The organism is Asticcacaulis currens (assembly GCF_028550395.1).
Taxonomy (GTDB): Bacteria; Pseudomonadota; Alphaproteobacteria; order Caulobacterales; family Caulobacteraceae; genus Asticcacaulis; species Asticcacaulis currens.
The window spans coordinates 59,628-81,976 of record NZ_JAQQKW010000010.1 but is presented as its reverse complement, the minus strand read 5'-3'; the positions used below and the strand labels follow the sequence as shown (position 1 = coordinate 81,976).

The following is a 22,349-nucleotide window of genomic DNA, read 5'->3' as shown; positions in this document are numbered from 1 at the left end:
AAAAGCCTTCCGTGGCAAGGCTTTTGAGAAGGTGTGCAAAACGTACGCTGTGGGACACGGACCATGCTGAGAGTGATAGCCTGTTTACGGGATCAGCACGACTGGGCGCTGGTCGTGCTGGCAGCGATTGTCTGCGTTTCGGCCTCTTTTACCGCGCTCCGACTGGCCCGCCGGGCGCAGGACCAGTCCGGGGCGGAACGCTGGCGCTGGGTCGCCACCGCCGGGCTGGCCGCCGGGTTCGGCATCTGGGCGACACACTTTATCGCCATGCTGGCCTATAGCGCCGGTGTGGCCACCGGCTATGATCTTTTCAAGACCTTCCTGTCCCTGCTGATCGCCGTCACCATCACCGGTTCGGGGATTGCGCTGGCCGTTTCCGAAACGAAAGCCATTTGGCGCGGCGTGGGCGGGGCCCTGCTGGGTCTGGGCGTGGCGGGTATGCACTACACCGGCATGTCGGCGCTCATCGCTCCGGCTCATATCGGCTGGCACACGGAGCTGGTCGCGGTCTCCGTTCTGCTCGGCATGGTGTTTGAGGCCGCCGCCCTGTGGCTGGCGACCAGCCGTTACCGCTATGCGCAAAGCGGCGCCACGGGCCTGATGGTGCTGGGCATTGTGGCGCACCACTTCGTCGGCATGGGCGCGGTCGATGTGGTGCCCGATCCGCGCATCGGCACGGGCGGGCTGATGCTTGATCCGGGCAGTATGTCGATTACCGTCGCCGTAGTGGCCATTGCGGTCATGGGCCTGTGTATCATGAGCCTGAGGCAGCGTCAGCGCTTCGAGGCCGTTGTCGCCGCCAATGAGCGCCACATGCGTATCCTGATCGACTCCGTGCGCGACTACGCCATCTACATGCTCGACCCGCAAGGGCGCGTTAGCAACTGGAACGCCGGGGCGCAGCGTTTCAAGGGCTATGAGGCATCGGAAATTGTGGGGCAGTCCTTCGCTATCTTTTTCCCCGAAGCCGACCGTCAGGCGGGTAAGCCTCAGGCCATCCTTCAGGAAGCGCTGACGCAGGGCCGCTACGAAGAGGAGGGGCAGCGGGTGCGCAAGGATGGCACGACCTTCCTGGCGCATGTGGTCCTGACGCCGATGTTCGAGAGCGACGGCACGCTGATCGGTTTTGCCAAGGTCACCCGCGACATCACCCAGCGCCGGGCCGAGCGCGATAAGCTGAGGCGCACCACGCACAATTTCGACACCGCCCTGTCGCATATGTCGCAGGGCCTCAGCCTGTACGACGCCGATCATCGCCTCGTCTTCGCCAATCCGCGCGTTTACAGCATGTTCGGCAATGACCCGAACATGGCGCGTCCGGGCACGCCTTTCCGCGAGGTGCTGGGCAATATTCTGCGCCGCGCGGGGGCGACCGACGCGCAGATCGAGGCGCGCTATCAGACGCATATGGCGCTGATTGCCCAGCCTGAAGGCGGGACGCTTGTCTCTGAAACCCCTAATGGGACGGTCCTGTCGGTGACCTACCGGCCTCTGCCGGAAGGCGGCTGGGTGACGACCATCGACGACATAACGGCGCGTCGCCGCGACGAAGACCGCATCGCGCACATGGCGCGCCACGACGGCCTGACGGGGCTGCCGAACCGCGAGCACTTCAACCAGCACGCCGACCGGGAGCTGGAACGCGCGGCGCGTATGGGGCAGAAGGTGGCGGCGGTCGCCATCGACCTGGACCGATTCAAGGAAATCAACGATGTGCGCGGCCACGCCGCTGGCGATCAGGTCCTGAAAGTCATTGCTGAGCGCCTGCAACGCCTGTGTGGCGACACCGAGTTTGTGGCGCGCATCGGCGGCGACGAATTTGCCTGCGTCAAGGCGTTCGCGGAAGCGCGCGAACTCAGCGATTTTGTCAGCCGTCTGGACGCGGCCTTGCACGACCCTATCGACCTTGACGGGTTTGAGGTCTCTCCCGGCGGGTCGATGGGCGTGGCCGTCTATCCCGACGATGCCGACGGGCGTGAGCCTTTGATGAACAATGCCGATCTGGCCCTGTACCGGGCCAAGGCGCAGCCGCGCATAAACGGCCATGAGGCCGTCTGTTATTACGAAGCGCGTATGGACGAGGCTGCCCGCGACCGCCGCGCGCTGGCCAAGGACCTGTGGCAGGCCATCGCCCGTGACGAGCTGCGCGTCCACTATCAGGTGCAGCGGTCGGTCACGTCGCAGGCCATTACGGGCTATGAGGCCCTGCTGCGCTGGCAGCATCCGCAGCGGGGCTTCGTCAGCCCTGCCGACTTCATCCCTGTGGCCGAGGAGTGCGGGGCCATTCTCGACATCGGTGAGTGGGTCCTGCGCACCGCCTGTGCCGAGGCCGCCACCTGGGCCGATGGGGCCAAGGTGGCCGTCAACCTGTCCCCTGTGCAGTTGACCCATCCCGATCTGGTCGGGCTGGTGCAGTCCATACTGATCGAAACCGGCCTGTCGCCGCGGCGTCTGGAACTGGAAATCACCGAATCGACCATCATCGGCGATAAGGCGCGCGCCCTGCATATCCTGCGTCAGATCAAGGGCTTCGGCGTCACCATCGCCATTGACGACTTCGGTACGGGCTATTCGTCGCTCGATACGCTCAACGCCTTCCCCTTCGACAAGATCAAGATTGACCGCTCCTTCCTGATGGAGGCCGAACAGAGCCCGCAGGCGCGCGCCATCATCCGCGCCATTCTGGCGCTGGGGCGCAGTCTTGAGGTGCCGGTGCTGGCCGAAGGCGTGGAAACCCTCACACAGCTTGAACTGTTGCGCAGCGAGGGTTGTGACGAGGCGCAGGGCTATTATTTCGGGCGTCCGGCCGCCCAGGTTCTGGCGGAAACCGCCCCGGAGCGCCTGACGGCGTGATCTGTAGCCACGATCGAAGAGGCTGAGCGGACCCGGCCGGATTATAAATTTTGAAACCGGATGTTGGAACGGGCGACGGATTTGTAAGCGCCTACCGTAACAGCTAGTGGTGCACATCCTGTTCTGGCCGCAAGCGCGCCGCCTCTGGCCCTTGCGGCTTTTTTTCTGCGAGCCGATCAAGGCTTGTCACGGGCACGGATGTGGGCCAAGACACCTGACCAGAGACGTCGCCTGACCAAGGGTTTTCATGCTGTCCCGCTTCTTTATCGACCGTCCCATCTTTGCCTGGGTGGTGGCCATTGTCATCATGCTGGCTGGCCTGCTTTCGATCCGTACCCTGCCGGTAGAGCAGTACCCGGACATCGCCCTGCCGCAGGTGCGGGTCAATGCCTCCTATCCGGGGGCGTCGGCCAAGACGGTCGAAGATTCGGTGACTCAGATCATCGAACAGGGCATGACCGGGCTTGATCGGCTGAAATATATCACGGCCTCGTCCTCAGACAGCGGTTCGGCCAATGTCACCCTCGTGTTCGAAGCGGGGACCAATATCGACACCGCTCAGGTGCAGGTGCAAAATCAGGTACAGGCCGTCATCAACCGCCTGCCGCAGGACGTGCAGGCGCAGGGCGTGCGCGTCAACAAGGCGTCCAACAACATCCTGCTGGTCATTTCGCTCTACTCGACCGATGGGTCTCTGACCAATGCCGACCTGGGTGACTATCTGGTATCCAATGTGCAGGACACGCTGGCCCGCGTGGACGGGGTGGGCGAAAGCAATGTCTTTGGCTCCGGCTATGCCATGCGGATCTGGCTCAACCCTGAAAAGCTGGTCGGGTACAATCTGACGCCCGCCGATGTGGTGACGGCCATCCGCGCCCAGAATGCACAGGTGTCGGCCGGACAACTGGCGGCGCAGCCGACGACCGACGATATCGCGCTGAACGCCACCATCACCTCGCAGTCGCGCCTGACGACGGCGGATGAGTTCAAAAACATCATCGTCAAGAGCGATACGTCCGGCGCCACCGTCTATCTGCGCGATGTGGCGCGCGTCGAACTGGGGCAGCAGAGCTACGACTCGATCAGCCGCATCAACGGTCAGCCTGCGACCGGCATCGCCATCAGCCTCGCCACCGGGGCCAATGCGCTGAAGACCGCCGAGCTGGTCAAGGCCGAGATGGAAAAGCTGTCCAAGACCTTCCCCAAGAATATCGCCTACGCCATCCCCAACGACTCGACCGACTTTATCAAGCTGTCGATCAAGGAGGTGGTGAAGACCCTGATTGAGGCCATCGTGCTGGTCTTTATCGTCATGTACCTGTTCCTGCAAAACTGGCGCGCCACGCTGATCCCGACCATCGCGGTGCCGGTCGTGCTTCTGGGGACGCTGGGGATTCTGGCGGCCTTTGGCTATTCGATCAACCTTCTGACCATGTTCGGTCTGGTGCTGGCCATCGGTTTGCTGGTCGATGACGCCATCGTTGTCGTCGAAAACGTCGAGCGCGTGATGCACGAAGAGGGACTCGATCCGAAGGCCGCGACGCGCAAATCCATGGACGAGATCACCGGGGCGCTCATCGGCATCGGTCTGGTCTTGTCGGCCATGTTTGTGCCCATGGCCTTCTTCGGCGGCACGCAAGGCATCATCTATCGCCAGTTCTCGATCACCATCGTGTCGGCCATGGCCCTGTCGGTGTTTGTGGCCCTAGTGCTGACGCCGCCGCTTTGCGCCACCATCCTCAAGCCGGTCGATCATCAGAAGCACGCCCAGAAGAAGGGCTTTTTCGGCTGGTTCAACACGAGTTTTACCCGCGCCAGCCACGGCTATATGGGCTCGGTGGGCGGCATTATCCGCAAGCCGCTGCGCTATCTGTTCGTCTATGCGGCGGTGGTGGTGGCCTGCGGCATGATGTTCCGCGTCCTGCCGACCTCCTTCCTGCCGGATGAAGATCAGGGCTTCATGCAGACCATCATCCAGTTGCCCGTCGGCACGACGCGCAAGACGACGGACAGCGTGGTAGCGAAGGTCGAAGCCTATCTGCAAAAAGACCCGACGGCGCGCTACGTCTTTGCGCGCGTTGGCTCCAACGGGCAGAATCAGGGGCAGGTCAATATCCGCATGAAGCCGTTTGAGGAGCGCAAGGGCAGCGACCTGCGCGTGCCGGCGGTGATCGAACGCGCGCGCAAGGAATTTGCCAAGCCTGAATACCGCAATGCCCGCATCATTCCCACCCAGCCGCCGGTGGTGCGTTCTCTGGGGGATGCGTCGGGCTTCTCTTTTGTGATTAAGGATGTCGGCGGCGTCGGGCCGGAGGCGCTGTTGTCGGCGCGCAACGACTTTATCCGCCGGGCCGAAAAGGACCCGCGTCTGGGCTCGGTGCGTTCGGGCGGACAGGACTACACGCCGCAGCTCAAGATCGACATCAATAAAACCGCCGCCGGGGCGATGGGCGTCAGCGTGTCGGACATCAACGCCATGCTGGCCGCCGCCTGGGGCGGATCCTATGTTAACGACTTCATTGATCGCGGGCGCGTCAAGCGGGTCTATGTGCAGGCCGATACCCCCTACCGTATGCGTCCGGAAGACCTGAACCGCTGGTATGTGCGCAACAGGGACGGGGCCATGGTGCCGTTCTCGGCCTTTGGCGCGACCCGCTGGCAGGCCGGGGCTCCGACGCTGGAACGCTATAATGGCTCGCCCTCGACGGGCGTGCAGGGCGCGGCGGCGGACGGTGTGTCGTCGGGCGATGCCATGGCCGCGGTCGAGGATCTGGCCACCGGCCTGCCCCAGGGCACGGCGATCGAGTGGACCGGCCTGTCCTTGCAGGAACGCGAGTCCGGGGCGCAGGCCCCGGCGCTCTATGCGCTTTCGGTGCTGGTCGTCTTCCTGCTGCTGGCCGCTCTCTACGAAAGCTGGACCATTCCGTTCTCGGTCATTCTGGTCCTGCCTCTGGCGGTTCTGGGGGCGCTGGTGGCGACGTGGGCGCGCGGCCTCGACAACGACATCTTCTTTCAGGTCGGGTTGCTCACCACCATTGGCCTGTCGTGCAAGAACGCCATCCTGATCGTCGAGTACGCCCGCACGCTTCAGGAACGCGGCATGGGTCTGATCGACGCCACGCTTGAAGCCTCGCGTATCCGTCTGAGGCCTATCCTGATGACCTCGTTCGCCTTCACCTTCGGCGTCCTGCCGCTGGCTCTGGCCAATGGGGCCGGGTCGGGGGCGCAGCACGCCATTGGTACGGGCCTGATCGGCGGGGTTCTGTCGGCGACCCTGCTGGCCATCTTCTACATCCCGCTGTTCTTCGTGCTGGTGCAAAAGCTGTTCAACCGCAAATACCGTAACGAAGTCAAAAAGGCCTGAGCCGGCCTGCGAACCGGTGCGCCCCCTGCCGAACCCGGCGGGGGGCGTTGTTGTGTCCGGAGCGTAAAAAACAGTGGCGACGGTGCGCAGGTCATGTTAGCGTTATCACAACGATAAGCGGCAAAAGCCACACCCGTTCGAAACCCCGCCGCAGAGCGGGATTCGCCAAACGCACAGTGAGAGGAAACAAAACCATGAACTTGACCGGCTCTTTCCGGCAGGCAAAACGTGACCTGTCGAAGACCCTTGGCCTGGCGCTTCTGGCCGTGGCCACAACCGCCCTTCCGGCGCTGGCCCAGAATGACAAGATGGTGCCGATCGCCATTCCGGCGCAGCCTGACGCCATTGTACTGAATACCGGGCCGCTGCCCGGCGCGACGGCGACGGAGTCGTGGCACAGCCAGTACGGCAGCGTGTTCGCCCGTAACGTCACCGTGGCAACCCTGACCCCCTTCCTGCCGTCGCCGGAAAAGGCCACAGGGGCCGCTGTGATCGTCGCCCCGGGCGGCGGTTTCCGCACCCTGTCCATGCAGAACGAGGGCTGGGACGTGGCCAAAGCACTGGCCGACCGGGGTGTGGCAGCCTTCGTGCTGAAATACCGCCTCAACCAGACGCCGCAGGACATGGCCGGCTTCGAAGCCTCGATGCGCGAGATGTTCGCGGGCGCCGCCCGTCCGGCACCGCCCCCACCGGCACCAGGCGCAGGGGGTGCCGAAAATCCGATGATGCGCATCGCCCCGCAGATCGCCGATGCCCGGGCCGCTTTTGCGCTGGTGCGTTCGCGCTCCAAGGAATGGCATATCGACGCCGACCGTATCGGCATGGTGGGCTTTTCCGCCGGGGCCATGCTGACCATGGCGACCACTCTGGCCGGTGAAGATGCCAAGCCGGCCTTTATCGGTGACATTTACGGCCCGCTGGCGGCGGTAAACGTTCCGGCTGACGCCCCCCCGCTGTTTATCGCTCTGGCCGCGGATGATCCGCTGTTCGCCCACGGCGACTTCGGTCTGGTGCAAAGCTGGCAAAAGGCCAAGCGTCCGGTCGAGTTCCACTATTATGAGCAGGGCGGCCACGGCTTCGGCATGTATCAGAAGGACACCACCAGCACCGGCTGGTTCGATGCCTTCGTGCGCTGGATGACCATGCACGGCTATCTCAGCAAGCGTAAATAACCGCCCGCGTCCAAACAGGGCGCCCTTAAAAGCCAAAGGCTACCCGGTCGTGCGCCGGGTAGCCTTTTTTGACTGTATGTCCGCCTGTAAATCAATCCAGTGCGCCGATAAAGGGCAGGCCGCGCAGACGCCCGCCATCGTCCAGACCATAGCCGACCAGATAGCGCTTGGGCGCTTCCCAGCCGACATAATCGGCTTCGATCTGGCGCTCGACGGGCTTTGAGGCCATGACGGCGGTCAGCACCTCGGTAGCTCCGGCGCGCAGCAGATGGTCGCGGGCAAATTTCAGCGATGCGCCCGTATCCAGCACATCGTCCATGATCAGCACCTGCTTGCCTGTGACCGGGCGTTGCAGATCGGCGCGCAGGATCATCTCGCCGCTCTGGCGACCGTCGCCATAGGAGGACAACCACATCGAATCGAAACCGATACCCAGACCGTGGCGGGCCAGAGCGCGCGTCAGGTCGGCGGCGAACCAGATGCCACCGGTCAGAAGGCAGACGCCGACCGTGTCTTCGGTCAGGCGAGGGGCCATCTCCCTGGCCATAGAATCAATGCGCGCGGCGATATCCGCCTCGCTCAGGAGAATGTCGTAGGTCATGTAAACTCGGTAAAAGCTAGTGATGAGCGTCGGCAGAGGGCGCGCCGTGCGCGGGCCGCAGCTCGGCTGGCTTTTCCGTAGCATGGTCAGTCGCGGTTGTCGCGTCTCCATGCGCGTTTTCCGCCGCGGGCGCGGCGTCGTCATGTCCGGCCTCGGCCGCGGCCGCGTCGTGGCCGCCTTCCGGAGCCGGTGCGGCGGCGTCGTGACCTTCGGCCCCCTGCGCCGCTTCGCCGTGCCCGCCGCCGGTCCCGTTCATCAGGGAGGGACGCACGCGCGCCAGATCCTTGGCCGCCTGCATGTCGAAGGCCAGCTTGATATTCTTGACGCGGTTGGCCGGATCGGGAATGTCAAAGGTCAGGATGCGCGTTTCATTGGCCTCCAGGGTCAGGCCGAGGGGCGGGATGAGGGTCGTATCGAGCGGATGCGAGTCCTTGTCCATCAGATCGACGCGCACCGGCGGCACCGGATTGGCCTCATCGCGGATGTTTTTGACCTTCAGCGTCACCGTGGCCACGAAACGCCCGCCGCGCAGCGTGTTTTCGAGCTTCGAGTCCAGCACGTCCAGACCGGCGGCATTGACCGGTATCCCCACCGCCGCATAGGCACCGCCCAGACGCGGAAAGGCGCGCACCAGATCGACGCGCAGCAGGAAGGCCGTGCCCAGCATGACGATGAAGGTGGCCGCCAGCGCCCCCCAGATGACGCCCTGCGCCATCAGGGCCTTATGCCGCTTCTGGCTTTCGATCATGTCGCGGTACAGCGACGGAATCTTCTTCGCCTTGACTTCCTTCAGCCCGGTGGCAGGCTTCTCCACGGCCTTTTCGATCGGCAGCTCGATTGGCTCTTCAGGCTTTTCCGCGTGCCAGGTCGTCTTGCACGACGCGCAGCGCACGGTGCGGCCCTGAGGCCCCAGTTGAGCCTCATCAATCGCGTAACTGAGCGCGCATTTGGGACAGGTCAGAAGCATGCCGGACGAATCACTACATAAGGCCCGTTAACCAAACGGGTGCTTAACCTTTTTGGCCGAAAAGCATTAACAAGACCTCAAAACGCGATTGCGAAACCCGTGGTAACAGCCTCCGCACACGACGATCTTTTCGAGCCGGATCACAGCCAGGTGGTTGTGTTCCGCGACGTCGGTGTGGGCTATGAAGGGGCCGGGCATACCGGGCACGATCCTGAGCATTACATACTGAAAGACTTGAATTTTACGCTGTCGTCGGGGTCGTTTCACTTTCTGACCGGGCCGTCGGGGGCGGGTAAGACGTCGCTTTTGCGTCTGATCTATCAGGCTCAGAAACCTTCTGTGGGCGAGATCAGCCTGTTCGGCGAAAGGCTTAACCCCAGCGACCGCAAACAGACCGCCGAGATGCGTCGCCGCATCGGCATTGTGTTTCAGGATTTTCGTCTGCTGGAGCACCTCGATGTGTTCGATAATGCCGCCCTGCCCCTGTTCGTGCGCGGCGAAGACCCGCGGCGATTCGAAGCCGATGTCATCGAGCTACTGACCTGGGTGGGGCTGAAAACCCGCCTGCACGCCATGCCGGATGTGCTGTCGGGCGGCGAAAAACAGCGGCTGGCCATTGCGCGCGCCGTCATCAACCGCCCGACCCTGATTCTGGCCGATGAGCCCACGGGCAATATCGACCACGCCATGGGCCTGCGCATCATGCGGCTCTTTATCGAGCTGAACCGGTTGGGGGCGACGGTGCTGATCGCTACACACGACGAAGCGCTGATCCGCGCCTCCGGTATGCCGGTACTGGAGCTGCGCGACGGGCGGCTGTTCCGGCGCGACCTGACCCAGACGGTGAGGGGGGCGACATGACCGCCGGGAAACGTCTGCGCCGTCGCGATCTGCTGCCCGATCAGGATACGCGCGAAGTGTCGCTGCACTATGTGATCGCCGTGCTGTTCTTTCTGGCCGCCCTGTCGGCCCTGATCGCCCTGGCTTCGAATCGCGCGGCGTCGGGCTGGTCGCGGGAAATCCGCGCCGAGGTAACGGTGCAGGTGCGCCCGACAGGCCTCGAAAGCGGCTCGGTGGCGGCGGCCCGCGCCGCCGAGGTGCTGGCCGGGGTGCCGGGCGTCAAGGAGGCCGCCGCCATCGAACCGGCGCGCGCCAAGGCCCTGATCAAGCCGTGGCTGGGCGATGCGGTGCTTGAGGACCTGCCACTGCCTAATCTGGTGGAGGTGCGACTGGATGAGGCGAAACCGGCGAAGGCCGCCGCCCTGTCGGAGGCGCTGTCTGAAAAGGAAATCGACGCCACTATCGACGACCATTCGACCTGGCTTCAGGATATTGAAACCTCTGCCCTGATTATTCGCCTGATTTCGCTGGGGATATTTCTGCTGATCGCCAGCGCGGCGGCGGCGGTGGTGGGCTTTGCCACACGGGCCGGTTTGATGGCGCGCGCCAACATGGTCGAGGTCTTAAGCCTGTGCGGCGCGACGGACAGCTTTATCGCCGGACGGTTTCAGTTCCGCTTCGCGCGCATGGCTGCGATTTCGGGTCTCTTGGGCGGCGTGGCGGCGGGGCTGGTCATGGTGGTGATCAAGTTCACCGGATCGTCGCAGAGCCTGTTGCTGGCTTTGCCCTTTTCGTGGCTCGACCTCGTCGTTTTGTTACCCTGTCCGTTGCTGGCCGCCTTGATTGCCGCGGGAACCGCGCGTATCGTAACCCTGAAGATGCTGGGGAAAAGCTGATGCGCCGCCTTATGGCCGTGGTTTTGGTGGTTGGACTGTGGCTGGCGGGGCTGTACGCCTTCGCGGATCGCGTCATCCATTCGACACCCGCCGCTGAACCCGAAGAGGCGGCCGACGCCATTGTCGTCCTGACCGGGGCGTCGGACATGCGTATTAAGGAAGGGATGCGTTTGCTGGAACGGCGCAAGGGCGCGCGGATGCTCATTTCCGGCGTCAACCGCGAGGTGAAGCGCGAGGAATTGCTGCCGGTCACCGAAGGTTCCAAAAAGCTCTACGAATGCTGTGTCGATCTCGGTTACGAGGCGCAGACCACGCTCGGCAACGCCTATGAGGTGGCCGAATGGGCCAAGGCCAAGGGGTTTGACGATCTGATCGTGGTCACCTCCGATTACCACATGCCGCGCAGCCTGCTGGAGATCAAGGCGGCGTTGCCGGGGGTCAAGCTGCACGCCTATCCGGTAGCGACCCCGACGCTGGATGCGCGCGCCTGGTGGAAGTCCTGGCGCAGTTCGCGGGTGCTGATCATCGAATACAGCAAATATCTGGCCATACTGGCGCGTGACATCGTTTCGAACTTCACCGGTTCGGGCAAAAACAATGAGACCGGAGCCGAGGCTTCGGCGGAAGGTTCGGCCTCTTGAATTTCCTGCGTTCTATCGTTTTCGTCGTCTGGCTTTACGGCCTGGTCGTGATCGTCGGCCTGTTGGGCACGCCCTTCGTGCTTGTGTCGCGGCGGCTGAGTATGCAGATCGTCAAGCTGTGGGCGCATCTGGTGCTGTTTGGCCTGCGCTATATCTGCGGCGTGAAGGTCGAATTTCGCGGGCTGGAACACCGTCCGAAAGGGGCGGCCCTCATCGCGGGCAAGCACCTCAGCATGCTCGATACGATTGCGCCCTTTGTCGTGCTGGACGATCCCTGTTTTGTCCTGAAGAAGGAACTGACCTGGCTGCCCTTCTTCGGCCTCTACATCTGGCGCACGCGCATGATCCCTATTCGTCGCAAGGACGCCGCCAAGGCCCTGCGCGCCATGGTCACCGACGCCCGCGACCGGCTGGAAAACGCGCGTCAGATCCTGATTTTTGCCGAAGGGACGCGCTCCGAAGTCGGGCAGGACCCGGAATATAAGCCGGGCGTGGCCGCGCTGTACCGCGATCTGGCCTTTCCCTGCCACCTGCTGGCCACCAATTCCGGTCAGTGCTGGCCCGCGCACGGCATTGTCCGCACGCCGGGGACGGTGGTGTTTGAATTCCTGCCGCCTGTCCCCGCCGGGATGAAGCGCGGCGAATTTATGAGCGAGATCAAGGCGCGCATCGAGGGGGCGTCCAACGCCCTGATTGCGGAAAACCGCCCGTCTTGAACATGATGCCTTAAACACAAAAACGCCGGACAGGCAGATCCTTGTCCGGCGCGTGTGTGTCTATGTGCGCGTGCCTATTTGCACTTCTTCTTGCAGTCAATCCAGGCGGCCCGGCATTTCTCCTCTGCCGTGCCGGCCTTCTGACAGGCCTGATAGGTATCGTTGCACTTTTTGCGGCAATCGGTCTGAGCATAGACCGAGCCGGTCAGTAAAGACGATGCCGCGATCGCAGCGACTGCGATCTTCCCGATGATTTTCATTGGACGCCTCCCTTGGCGATTTTTTCCCAATTTCACGTGCCTTAACCCGATTTCGAGCGGCACTTTTTCGCTCTGACCGATGTGGGGCAATCGGCCATTGGTTAACACTTTATCCCAAATTCGGGATTCGCCAAGAGGGAGAATAACATCGGTATGACTCTACCGATCAGTGTGCGGCGACCATAATCAGCAGGCCGAGCGTCAGGCCGAGGTTTTCAGCACGGACGGTCTCACGGCTTTTCAAATTCCTGAACGATCTTCAGCGCCGAAATCTGCATGACCAGTTCGGCATTCTTATCCAGTTCGCCGGTGTCGTCGATGCGCATCTGGGTCAGCTTGCGCTGGGCGTCGCTGTCGCTGACGCGAGCCAGATACAACAGCTCTTCCCTGCTGAGATTTTGCGCGTGGCCGCGCGCCGTCAGCAGAAGAATCTTGTCCCCCAGCTCGGTGGACACGGTCGCCACTATGGTCGCCAGACGGTAGCGGTCGCTTTCGTTGAGGCTGTTGACGTCGATATATTTGCCGACCTCGCCGATGATCAGGCGCATATGCACTTCACCGACAAAGTGGCGGATAATGGCTTCGGTGCCGTCGATTTCCAGCAACTGATGCGCCAGCTCGACGCGCTCGGCAAAATCGCCGGCGGGCTTGGCCGGGCCAACCGGGCCGACATCCTGCGCCGTGGCCATGACCACGGGCGGCGGGCTTTCGATCATATCGACCGACGGGGCGATTTCACCGGTCGGCTGGGCCACCGGGGCGGGGTTGATCCTGGCCTGAACCGATGGCGCGGCTACCGGCGGTGCCGCCTTCACGGGCTGTGCCGGTGCCGGATTGTCGGCCGCCGGGCTCTGTTGCGGTTCAGGCGCCGGGATCGGCGGGTTCACCCGCTTTTGCACGGGTTTGGGCGCAACCACGATGCGCGCCCCGGGTTCGCGTTCCGGCTCCCGCGCCTGCGCGCTCACCGCCGCCGTCAGCCCCAGAAGGCACACACCGGCCACCATGCGTTTCAAATACACCACAAAAACCCCCATCTACCCTTGCCCTGACTCTTTCGGTTAACCCGAAATGGCTTCCTTGAACGTCTTGATGATCTTGATCACCGCTTCGACCATGTAGCTTTGGATTTGCTGGGCATTGGCGTCAGGATTGGCGAACTTGCTGGCGTTGTATTTGGCCGCGACCGGGCCCGAATTGGCGCTGATCAGGGTCAGGATTTCTTCTTCGGTAAAATTGGCGGACTGGGCGGCGGCAATCTGGTCGATAATGCTGACCTCGGCCTCTTTCAGCACCCGATCGGCGATCTGATTGAACTTCAGCTCATCGGCGGGGCTCAGCGACTTCGCCCCCTTGCGCTCCAGAATGACCAGTCGCACAGCGGCCTTGGTATTGGCCATGATCATATGCACGTTCTTGCTGGTGCCGTTGGTGTCCATCAACTGCTTATAAAGCGCGATGCGACGGCTCTTGCGCGCGGCCGCGGCCTTGTCTTCCGGCGAAACCGTGGCGGCCGCCGTACCTTCGAGGCGCGGAGCCATGCCGATCAAGGTCGGATCCAGCTCGATCTTCGGGGCCAGGGGCGCTTCGGGGGTGACGAAAGACCCTTGCAGCGAGGGGGGCACGACCGGCTGCGCCGAAGGTTTCTGCCCCGGGGTGGTCATCGCCGTCGTCTGGGCCACAGCCGCCGGGCTCAGCCCCTGAGCGCACAAAACCGTCCCCGCGATCAGCAGCCCGGACGTCAGAACACGCATGTACGACATTTTATACCCCCAAGCGCCCGAAACCACTCAGGCCTTGGCAGGGACGTTAACCAATTCCCGGGCGGGTGGCAACGGGGGAATCGCCTTGCGCGAAACAGCCGTCTCCCGGATGTGATGTCCGGGAGACGAAAGGGCTGTATTCACGGCACTCAGATCAGCGCGCCGTGGCAGTGCTTGAACTTCTTGCCTGAACCGCAGGGGCACAGCCCGTTGCGCGAGGTGCTTTCCCAACCGGCAGGCAGGGCCGAGACGGGCAGGGCGGCGCGCTGTTCCGGCGTCAGGTCGTCGCTCAGTTGCGGGGCGCGTTCGTTTTCACCGGTCAGCGGGTTGAGGTGGATTTCCTCAAACCGCACGGGTTCTGGCTCCGGCTGACCCTGGAAGCGGATTTCCACGGTCATCAGCCAGCGCGTCACATTGTGGCGCAGGTTGACCAGCAGGGTCTCGAACAGGGCGAAGGCCTCGGTCTTGTATTCGTTCAGCGGGTCGCGCTGACCGTAGCCGCGCAGACCGATGACGGCGCGCAGGTGATCGAGGTGCATCAGGTGCTCGCGCCACTGCATGTCGATCATTTGCAGCAGGAAGTTCTTTTCCAGCGCCTTCATCTGATCGGGGCCCAAAAGCTGGAGGCGTTCCTCCATCTTTTGCGCGGCGATGGTCTGGATACGCTCTTCGATTTCCTCGTTGGCGATACCTTCTTCGGCGGCCCAGTCTTCCAGCGGCAGGTCGAGACCCAGCAGGCGCTCGCACTGTTCCTTCAGCCCGGCAATATCCCACTGCTCGGCATAGGCCTTGGGCGGCAGGTGACGGTCCACAAGGTCGCGGATCGTCTCTTCGCGCATTTCAGAGACGATTTCCGACAGGTCTTCGGTGTCCATGAATTCCTGACGCTGCTCGAAGACGGCCTTGCGCTGGTCATTGACCACGTCGTCGTATTTCAGCAGGTTCTTGCGGATTTCATAGTTGCGTTGCTCGACGCGCTTCTGGGCGGTGGCGATGGCCGAGTTGAGCAGCTTGTGCGTGATGGCTTCGCCCTCTTCGACGCCCAGAGTCTTCATCATGGCGTTGAGACGGTCACCGGCGAAGATGCGCATCAGATCATCTTCGCAGGACAAATAGAATTTCGAGGTGCCGGGATCGCCCTGACGACCGGTACGGCCGCGCAACTGGTTGTCGATACGGCGGCTTTCGTGGCGCTCGGTGCCGAGCACGAACAGACCACCGGCGGCCAGCGATTTCAGCTTGAGGTCGGCGATCTGCGCCTCGACCTCAGCCTTCTTGGCCAGAAGTTGCTCGTTGGACACGTCCACACCGGCTTCGGCCTGCTCTTCCACCCATTTCTGCACCCGCAGATCGACATTGCCGCCCAATTGAATGTCGGTACCGCGACCGGCCATGTTGGTGGCGATGGTCACCGCGCCGGGCACGCCGGCGTCCGCGATGATATAGGCTTCGTTTTCGTGGTGACGGGCGTTCAGCACATTGTGCGGAATACCCTTGCCCGATCCGCGCACCACGTCGTAGGCGGCATCCCCCAGCTTGGCCAGCTCCTTTTTGTCGAGCTTGGCATATTCCGGCTTCACGGCCCTGGTTTCGATGTCGTAGGCATAGGTCTTGAGGAAGTCCGACAGGGCGTCCGACTTTTCGATCGAGGCGGTACCGACAAGGATCGGCTGACCGCGCACATAGCAGTCGGCGACCTGATCGGCGATGGCCTTGAACTTTTCGCGCTCGGTGCGATAGACCTCATCGTCATAGTCGATACGCTTGATGGGACGGTGCGTCGGGACTTCGAGCACGTCCATCTTGTAGATATCGCCGAATTCCGCCGCTTCGGTCGCCGCCGTACCGGTCATGCCCGACAGCTTCTGATACATGCGGAAATAGTTCTGGATGGTCACTGAGGCCAGGGTCTGGTTTTCCGGCTGGATGGCGACGGCTTCCTTGGCTTCGATGGCCTGATGCAGGCCTTCGGACAGGCGGCGGCCCTGCATCATGCGGCCGGTAAATTCGTCGATCAGGACGATTTCGCCATCCTTGACGATATAGTCCTTATTGACCGTGTAGAGGGTGTTGGCGCGCAAAGCCTGATTGGCGTGGTGCACCAGAGAGACGTTGGCCGCGTCGTAAAGCCCGGCCGTGTCTTCGGCCAGATGCCCGCCCGCCGTCAGCATTTCTTCGAGGCGCTCGGAGCCCGCTTCCGACAGCAGGACCTGACGCTGCTTTTCGTCCAGCTCGAAGGTGTCCGGGTCCTGGATCAGTTCCTTGATCAGGGCGTCCAGCACCTTATACAGTTCCGAACGGTCTTCGGTCGGGCCGGAGATGATCAGCGGGGTCCGCGCTTCGTCGATGAGGATGGAGTCCACTTCATCGACAATCGCATAGTGGTGGCCGCGCTGCACCATTTCCTCGCGGTTATAGACGAGGTTGTCGCGCAGGTAGTCGAAGCCGAATTCGTTATTGGTGCCGTAGGTGACGTCGGAGGCATAGGCCGCCTTGCGCGCGCCCGGCGACATGCCCGACACGATGACGCCGGTGGACAGGCCGAGGAAGCGATAGACGCGGCCCATGAAGTCGGCGTCGCGCTTGGCCAGATAGTCGTTGACGGTGATCAGGTGCACGCCCTTGCCCGTCAGCGCATTGAGATAGACGGGCGCGGTCCCGACCAGCGTCTTGCCTTCGCCGGTCCGCATTTCGGCGATGCCGCCCTGATGCAGGATCAGGCCGCCGGTCAGCTGAACGTCGTAGTGACGCTGACCGATGGAGCGCCAGGCCGCTTCGCGCACCGTGGCGAAGGCCTCTTCCAGCAGCGAATCGAGCGAGGCGCCATTGGCAATGCGTTCGCGGAAGAGGACGGTCTGATGCGCCAGCTCCTCATTGCTCATCGCCTTCATCCGGGGTTCCAGCGCATTGATGCGGGCGATACGCCCGTTCATCGACTTGACCTTGCGCTCGTTAGCGGAGCCGAACAGAGATTTGGCGAAAGCCAGCATGAGATACCCGACGATTAGATTTCGATATTTTGTCCTGTCCGCCTTGGTCGGACACACCTGTTTGGAGAATATCAAGGTGTCACGGTTATGGCGTAATAGGGCAAATAGGCGTGAGCCGGCGCTTTTCAAGCGCGGGGACTGACTTAGGCTTGCGCTTGCGATCTGTCAATGTAAGTTGGTCGCACAGAATAGCGGGGATGCTTTCGGTATGCAGCGTTGGATGAAGCTCAGGCAGTTGGCGGCGGTGGCCCTTGTGACTCTGACGATTGCAGGGTGCGACAAACCGACCCTCGATGAGCGCCCGCCGGAGCCGGGCGATGTCGCCGTGGCCCGTATCGACGGCCATACCATCTGGGCGTCCGACGTGCGCTATGAGGCGGTTCAGCAGGGTCTGATCGGCGATGGCGAACCCTTCGATCTGGCGTCGCCCCTGTTTCGCCGCACGCTGGAAGAGGTGATCGACCAGAAGCTGCTGGCGCAGGCGGCGCTTAAAAAAGGCATTGACCGGACCGAACTGGCGCAGCGGCGCATCGCGGCGGCGCGTGAGGACATTCTGGGTCACATGCTGCTGGAACAGAGCGTCGATGCGGCCATCGACGACAAGAAGGTCAAGGACCTCTACGAAGAACAGGTCAAGCTGGCGCAGAAGTCCGAGGAAATCCGCGCCCGCCTGATCCTCGTCAAGACGCGCCCGGAAGCCGACAATATCCTGCGCCAGCTTCAGAGCGGCAGCCTGTTCGAGGCCATGGCCATGGAACGCTCCATTGATCAGGCGACGCGCTTCAATGGCGGCGATATGGGCTATTTCACCACCGACGTTATCCCGGAAAGCTATCGCGCCACGCTGATGACGGCCAAGCCGGGTCAGGTGGCCGGGCCGGTGCAGATCGACGGCGGCTGGGCCGTGTTCAAGGTCGAGGAGCGCCGTCCGGAACAGCCGATGACGATTGAAGAAGCGCGTCCGGGTATCGTGTCGGCGCTCAAGCTGGAGCAGGTGCGCGGCCTGCTGGGCGGCTTGCGCGATGGGGCGCGCGTTGAATTTCTGGTCAAGGGTCTGAGCAGCAGCGAAGACCGTGAACCGGCCTCGGCCCCGGCGGGGGCAGCTCAGGCCAGCGCCAGTGCCAGTGAGGCGGGCGACGATGTCGGCGAAGGTCCGGAAAAGGCCTCGACCTCGGCCTCATCGGCCGCTTCGCGCGCAGCGGCGAAAAAGTAAGCCCCGAACCTCTGCACAAAAGCCTTCACAGCGTCATGATTTGGGGCTAAGCCGCGCACTTTGATGTCCCCTTCACTGGAGCTGCGCGCCATGACCAAGCCGCCGTCGCCGACCGGCAAAACGCCCGATACCTCTGCCGCGGCCTCCGGTCAGGAACGCGGTCAGGTGAACCCGCTGGGGGCGGCGCTTGATCCGCTGGCCAATGCGCTGAAAAAGGCCGTGCAGACCGGGGCCGAACTGGTTGGCGTGCATACGGCCGCAACCGCTGAGCCCGCCAAACCGGCGACCGGTAAGCCGGGGCTGGCCGTGTCGCCGCTGGCCGTCGATCTGCCGCCCATTCCGCCGGTGGGTGGCGTCGATATCGCCATTGCCCGCGCCGGTTTTTACAAGCACGTCCGTCCTGATCTGCTGGTGATGAAGTTCGCCGAAGGCACCACGGCAGCGGGCGTCTTCACGCGGCATAGTATCGGTTCGGCCCCGGTCGATTGGTGCAAGAAGCAACTGGCTGCCAATGAAGGCAATGAAATCCGCGCGCTGGTCTGCAATGCGGGCTGTGCCAATGCTTTTACGGGTAAGCTGGGGGCGGATGCCGCGCGCCGCACGGCGGCGGCCCTGGCCCGGCGGCTCGATTGCCGTCAACGCGACATTATGCTGGCCTCGACCGGCGTGATCGGCGTGGTGCTGGACGATGCCAAGATCGCCGCGCAACTGCCGCTGATCGAAGAGTCGTTCAAGGCCGATGCTTGGCACGCGGCGGCTCAGGCCATCATGACCACCGACACCTTCCCCAAGGGCGCTTACGAAACCGCCCTGATCGACGGCGTAGAGGTTAAGATCGCCGGTATCGCCAAGGGGTCGGGCATGATCGCGCCGGACATGGCGACCATGCTGGCCTTTATCGTCACGGACGCGACCCTCTCTGCAGGTGTGCTGCAATCCCTGCTGGGGCTTTATACGCGCACCACCTTCAACAGCGTGACGGTCGATGGCGATACCTCGACCAACGACACGGCGCTTTTGTTTGCTACGGGCGCGGCGGGGGCCCCGAAGATCAGCCGCGCGGGTGATAAGCGTCTGGCCGACTTCCGCGACAAGCTGGAAAAGGTCATGCACAGCCTCGCCACCCAGCTTATCCGCGACGGTGAAGGCGCGACCAAGTTCGTCAAGGTCACGGTGACGGGGGCCTCCTCACCGGCGTCGGCGCGCAAGATCGCCAAGTCGATCGCCGAAAGCCCGCTGTGCAAGACCGCCTGGGCCGGCGAAGATGCCAACTGGGGCCGCATCGTCATGGCGGTGGGCAAGACCGAGGAAGAGGTGGACCGCGACCACCTCGCCATCCGTTTCGGGGAGCTTGTGGCCGCCGAACACGGCGCCGTGTCGCTGACCTATGACGAGGCGGCGATGAGCGCCTATATGAAGAAACAGGAGCTGGAAATCAGCGTCGATGTCGGCGTCGGCCGCGCCTCGGCCCACGTCTATACCTGCGACCTGACGCATCGGTATATCAGCATTAATGGTGACTATCGCAGCTAATCTCCTCCCCTGCGAAGCGGGGGAGGTGCCGAGCCTGTCGAGGCGGAGGGGGCACGTCTATGAAAACCGTACTTGTCGTTGCGGCGGCCCTGATCGACAGTGACGGGCGGGTGCTGATCGCCCAGCGTCCGGAAGGCAAGTCGCTGGCCGGGCAGTGGGAGTTTCCCGGCGGCAAGGTCGAGCCCGGCGAAACTCCCGAAGCGGCGTTGATCCGTGAGCTTGAAGAAGAACTGGGTATTACGACCAGGGCCGCCTGTCTGGCCCCCTTCGTCTTTGCCTCGCATACCTATGAGACGTTTCACCTCTTGATGCCGCTGTATCTGATCCGCCGCTGGGAGGGCACGCCGCAGCCGAAGGAACACACAGCGCTGAAATGGGTGCGGCCCAAAGACATGCGCGACTATCCCATGCCCCCGGCAGACCTGCCGCTGGTGGCGTACCTGAATGATTTTATTTGACGGTTTCTCCGCAGATCAGAGTCCCTCCCCTGATTTCAGGGGAGGTGGCTGCGAATGAAATGAGCAGACGGTGGGGTTAATACTGCCGCTTTTAACCCCACCGCCTTTTGTCGCTAATGCTCCAAAATCCACCTCCCCTAAAATTAGGGGAGGAACTGTTTCAGAGTTTCCCCTCTTTCACCCCCAGCGCATCGGCCAGACGTACCTTGGCGGAGCCCGGACGCAGTGGCTTTTGCTGGCTTTCGTGCGGGGTCCAGCCGGACAGGGTGATGATCTCGAACGTGGCGCGCACGCCGCCTTCCGGGTGCGGATAGCGTTCGGCGTAAAGTTCAAATGCCCGGCTGAGGATGGCGCGGCTCAGCCCCTTGCGCGGGCGGTCGAACAGGATGTTGGTTTCCCCCATGGCCCGCAGATCGCGCAGCAGGCTGAGCGGGTGGGCGTAGCTGACCACCACCTTGTCTGTATCGACGACGGGCATGTTGAACCCGGCGCGGCGCAGCAAATCCACGCAGTCCGGCCCTTCGGCAAAGGGGGCGACGCGCGCCCCCGTCCCGCCGCGGATTTCCAGTTCGGCCTCCATCAGCACACGGCGCAGCTCGTGCAGGGTCTCGCCGCCGAATTGCGAGGCGATCAGCAGGCCGTCGGGCCGCAGGGCGCGGCGCAACTGCACCAGCACGCCGGGCAGGTCGTTGGTGGTGTGAAAAGCCAGAGACGACACCACCAGATCGAGCGTGTCATCGCCAAAGGGCAGGGCCTCTTCGTCTAGCACGACGGCGGGGCGATGGCGGGCCGACAGGTCGCTTTCGATCAGATAGCCGATCTTGGCGGCCACCTCCGGCGTCCCGGCCAAAAGTTCGGCAAAGCGGCCATCGCGGCGGCCGATCTCCAGCGCCACGTCGAAGCGGCGGTTAATGGCCGCAAGCGTGTCGATCATGTCCTCGGCGCTGCGCCGTTTCAGGAAGTTGGCTGTGGTGAAATCGCCCGCCGTGCGGTCGAGGCGGTGACGCAACAGTTGACGATCGAAGAGGCGCGGTGTTGTCATGCTGTGCAGATATCGCGCATCCCGGAAAGTGTGAAGCGGTTTTCGGGCCAAGATGCGCGACAGCTTAAACGGGGTGGGGATGCGGCTGTCCATAGACGGGCTGAAAACGTGGGTGGCGGAACAGGCGCTCATGCCGCGTCTGCGCGAAGGCGGGACCCGCCTGTTGGATGCGCTTTATCCGCGTCAGGCGCTCAATCACGACCCCGATCTGCGGAATTCAGCGGGGGTAAAAGACGCGGTGCAGGCCGGCGGCCTAACGGCGGACGACTGGAGCGCCATTCGCTTCCTGACGGGGCAGGGCTGCGACATGTGCGCCCGCCCGTTTGAAGGCGGGGTGTTTCTGGGGGCCGGGGCGCTTTGTGAGGGCTGCACGCAAAAGCCGTTCCCGTTTCGCCGTGGCCGCGCCGCCTGTCTTTATACCGAGGCTTCGAAGGGCCTGATTCTGGCGTTCAAACACGCGGACCGGCTCGATCTGCGGCCCATCCTGTCGGGCTGGCTGTCGCGGGCCGGGGCCGAGCTGATGGAGAAGGTCGATGTGATCGTGCCCGTGCCCCTGCACTGGCGCAGGCTGTTTCAGCGCCGCTATAATCAGGCGGCGGAGCTGGCCCGGCCTCTGGCGCGGCAGTATCAGAAGGACTTTGTGCCCGACGCCCTGATCCGACAGCGCGCCACTTCGGTGCAGTTCAGCCGCGCCCGCACGGCCAGAGGCCGCCGCGAAGATCGTTTTGAGAATGTGAAGGGGGCCTTTGTGGTAACGGCCTCCGGCGCGCGGCGTTTGCGCGGACGGCGGGTGCTGCTGGTCGATGATGTTTTCACCTCCGGTGCTACGCTCACGGCCTGCGCCAAGGCTCTGCGCGAGGCCGGGGTGCGTGAGGTCGATGTGCTGGTGCTGGCGCGCGCCGTGCCGGCGGCGGAGGTCTAATCCTTATACCTCCCCAGCAAGCTGGGGAGGTATGAAGAGGCATAACGACCTGTTATTCCCTGTCACGCGTCAGCCACAGGTCCGTCTTTAAAACTTGCAAACCCTTGCCTATATGATGGTT

18 protein-coding genes are annotated in these 22,349 nt (G+C 63.1%); 11 read left to right on the top strand and 7 right to left on the bottom strand.

Going from position 1 to position 22,349, the window contains the following annotated elements; genetic code table 11:
- Positions 1 to 63: 63 nt before the first annotated feature.
- The 3 genes from PQU94_RS15250 to PQU94_RS15240 all read left to right on the top strand — a co-directional run bounded on the left by PQU94_RS15250 (position 64) and on the right by PQU94_RS15240 (position 7,389).
- Positions 64 to 2,853 carry a bifunctional diguanylate cyclase/phosphodiesterase gene (locus tag PQU94_RS15250; protein WP_272742292.1) on the top strand — a complete coding sequence of 930 codons (2,790 nt, stop codon included), beginning with the start codon at positions 64 to 66 and terminating at the stop codon, positions 2,851 to 2,853.
- Positions 2,854 to 3,100: 247 nt separating this feature from the next.
- Positions 3,101 to 6,217 (top strand): efflux RND transporter permease subunit, encoded by a 3,117-nt coding sequence (locus PQU94_RS15245; RefSeq protein ID WP_272742291.1) that lies wholly within the window; start codon positions 3,101 to 3,103, stop codon positions 6,215 to 6,217.
- A 194-nt stretch (positions 6,218 to 6,411) separates the two neighbouring features.
- Positions 6,412 to 7,389: an alpha/beta hydrolase gene (locus tag PQU94_RS15240; protein ID WP_272742290.1), complete on the top strand. Its 978-nt coding sequence runs from the start codon at positions 6,412 to 6,414 to the stop codon at positions 7,387 to 7,389.
- Between the two features lie 91 nt (positions 7,390 to 7,480).
- Here PQU94_RS15240 and PQU94_RS15235 read toward each other — a convergent pair whose 3' ends face one another.
- Both PQU94_RS15235 and PQU94_RS15230 read right to left on the bottom strand, forming a co-directional pair.
- Positions 7,481 to 7,990, bottom strand: a complete 510-nt coding sequence (locus PQU94_RS15235; protein WP_272742289.1) for a phosphoribosyltransferase — start codon at positions 7,988 to 7,990, stop codon at positions 7,481 to 7,483.
- Positions 7,991 to 8,006: 16 nt separating this feature from the next.
- A complete protein-coding gene (locus PQU94_RS15230; RefSeq protein ID WP_272742288.1) occupies positions 8,007 to 8,957 on the bottom strand; it encodes an MJ0042-type zinc finger domain-containing protein in 951 nt (316 codons plus the stop codon).
- Positions 8,958 to 9,056: 99 nt separating this feature from the next.
- Between PQU94_RS15230 and PQU94_RS15225 the strand changes: the two genes are divergently transcribed.
- Genes PQU94_RS15225 through PQU94_RS15210 form a run of 4 tightly spaced genes read left to right on the top strand, consistent with a single transcriptional unit; the run spans position 9,057 to position 12,050 of the window.
- Entirely contained in the window at positions 9,057 to 9,818 is a 762-nt protein-coding gene (locus PQU94_RS15225; RefSeq protein ID WP_272742287.1) for a cell division ATP-binding protein FtsE, read from the top strand.
- A complete protein-coding gene (locus PQU94_RS15220; protein ID WP_272742286.1) occupies positions 9,815 to 10,693 on the top strand; it encodes a cell division protein FtsX in 879 nt (292 codons plus the stop codon). Before PQU94_RS15225 ends, PQU94_RS15220 begins: the two co-directional genes overlap by 4 nt.
- Positions 10,693 to 11,334 (top strand): YdcF family protein, encoded by a 642-nt coding sequence (locus PQU94_RS15215; RefSeq protein ID WP_272742285.1) that lies wholly within the window; start codon positions 10,693 to 10,695, stop codon positions 11,332 to 11,334. Before PQU94_RS15220 ends, PQU94_RS15215 begins: the two co-directional genes overlap by 1 nt.
- Positions 11,331 to 12,050: a lysophospholipid acyltransferase family protein gene (locus PQU94_RS15210; RefSeq protein ID WP_272742284.1), complete on the top strand. Its 720-nt coding sequence runs from the start codon at positions 11,331 to 11,333 to the stop codon at positions 12,048 to 12,050. Before PQU94_RS15215 ends, PQU94_RS15210 begins: the two co-directional genes overlap by 4 nt.
- A gap of 74 nt (positions 12,051 to 12,124) precedes the next feature.
- On the opposite strand, the gene PQU94_RS15205 is transcribed toward PQU94_RS15210, so the two are convergent.
- The 4 genes from PQU94_RS15205 to secA form a co-directional block, all read right to left on the bottom strand.
- The gene (locus PQU94_RS15205; RefSeq protein ID WP_272742283.1) at positions 12,125 to 12,310 is read right to left on the bottom strand and encodes a hypothetical protein; all 186 of its coding nucleotides are present in this window, start codon (positions 12,308 to 12,310) and stop codon (positions 12,125 to 12,127) included.
- A 230-nt stretch (positions 12,311 to 12,540) separates the two neighbouring features.
- Positions 12,541 to 13,332, bottom strand: coding sequence for a hypothetical protein (locus PQU94_RS15200; RefSeq protein ID WP_272742282.1), 792 nt, complete (start codon positions 13,330 to 13,332; stop codon positions 12,541 to 12,543).
- Positions 13,333 to 13,368: 36 nt separating this feature from the next.
- On the bottom strand, positions 13,369 to 14,070 hold the full coding sequence (locus tag PQU94_RS15195; protein WP_272742281.1) for a hypothetical protein: 702 nt from the start codon (positions 14,068 to 14,070) through the stop codon (positions 13,369 to 13,371).
- A gap of 149 nt (positions 14,071 to 14,219) precedes the next feature.
- The gene (secA, locus tag PQU94_RS15190; protein WP_272742280.1) at positions 14,220 to 17,060 is read right to left on the bottom strand and encodes a preprotein translocase subunit SecA; all 2,841 of its coding nucleotides are present in this window, start codon (positions 17,058 to 17,060) and stop codon (positions 14,220 to 14,222) included.
- 208 nt (positions 17,061 to 17,268) lie between these two features.
- Here secA and PQU94_RS15185 point away from each other — a divergent pair, with 208 nt between their 5' ends.
- The 3 genes from PQU94_RS15185 to mutT all read left to right on the top strand — a co-directional run bounded on the left by PQU94_RS15185 (position 17,269) and on the right by mutT (position 20,264).
- The gene (locus tag PQU94_RS15185; RefSeq protein WP_272742279.1) at positions 17,269 to 18,273 is read left to right on the top strand and encodes a peptidylprolyl isomerase; all 1,005 of its coding nucleotides are present in this window, start codon (positions 17,269 to 17,271) and stop codon (positions 18,271 to 18,273) included.
- 90 nt (positions 18,274 to 18,363) lie between these two features.
- Entirely contained in the window at positions 18,364 to 19,806 is a 1,443-nt protein-coding gene (argJ, locus tag PQU94_RS15180) for a bifunctional glutamate N-acetyltransferase/amino-acid acetyltransferase ArgJ (RefSeq protein WP_272742278.1), read from the top strand.
- Positions 19,807 to 19,865: 59 nt separating this feature from the next.
- Positions 19,866 to 20,264 carry an 8-oxo-dGTP diphosphatase MutT gene (gene mutT, locus PQU94_RS15175; RefSeq protein ID WP_272742277.1) on the top strand — a complete coding sequence of 133 codons (399 nt, stop codon included), beginning with the start codon at positions 19,866 to 19,868 and terminating at the stop codon, positions 20,262 to 20,264.
- 160 nt (positions 20,265 to 20,424) lie between these two features.
- Here the strand turns inward: mutT and PQU94_RS15170 are convergent, their stop codons facing one another.
- The gene (locus tag PQU94_RS15170; RefSeq protein WP_272742276.1) at positions 20,425 to 21,306 is read right to left on the bottom strand and encodes a class I SAM-dependent methyltransferase; all 882 of its coding nucleotides are present in this window, start codon (positions 21,304 to 21,306) and stop codon (positions 20,425 to 20,427) included.
- A 52-nt stretch (positions 21,307 to 21,358) separates the two neighbouring features.
- On the opposite strand from PQU94_RS15170, the gene PQU94_RS15165 reads away from it, so the two are divergent.
- Positions 21,359 to 22,228: a ComF family protein gene (locus tag PQU94_RS15165; protein WP_272742275.1), complete on the top strand. Its 870-nt coding sequence runs from the start codon at positions 21,359 to 21,361 to the stop codon at positions 22,226 to 22,228.
- Positions 22,229 to 22,349: the final 121 nt, after the last annotated feature.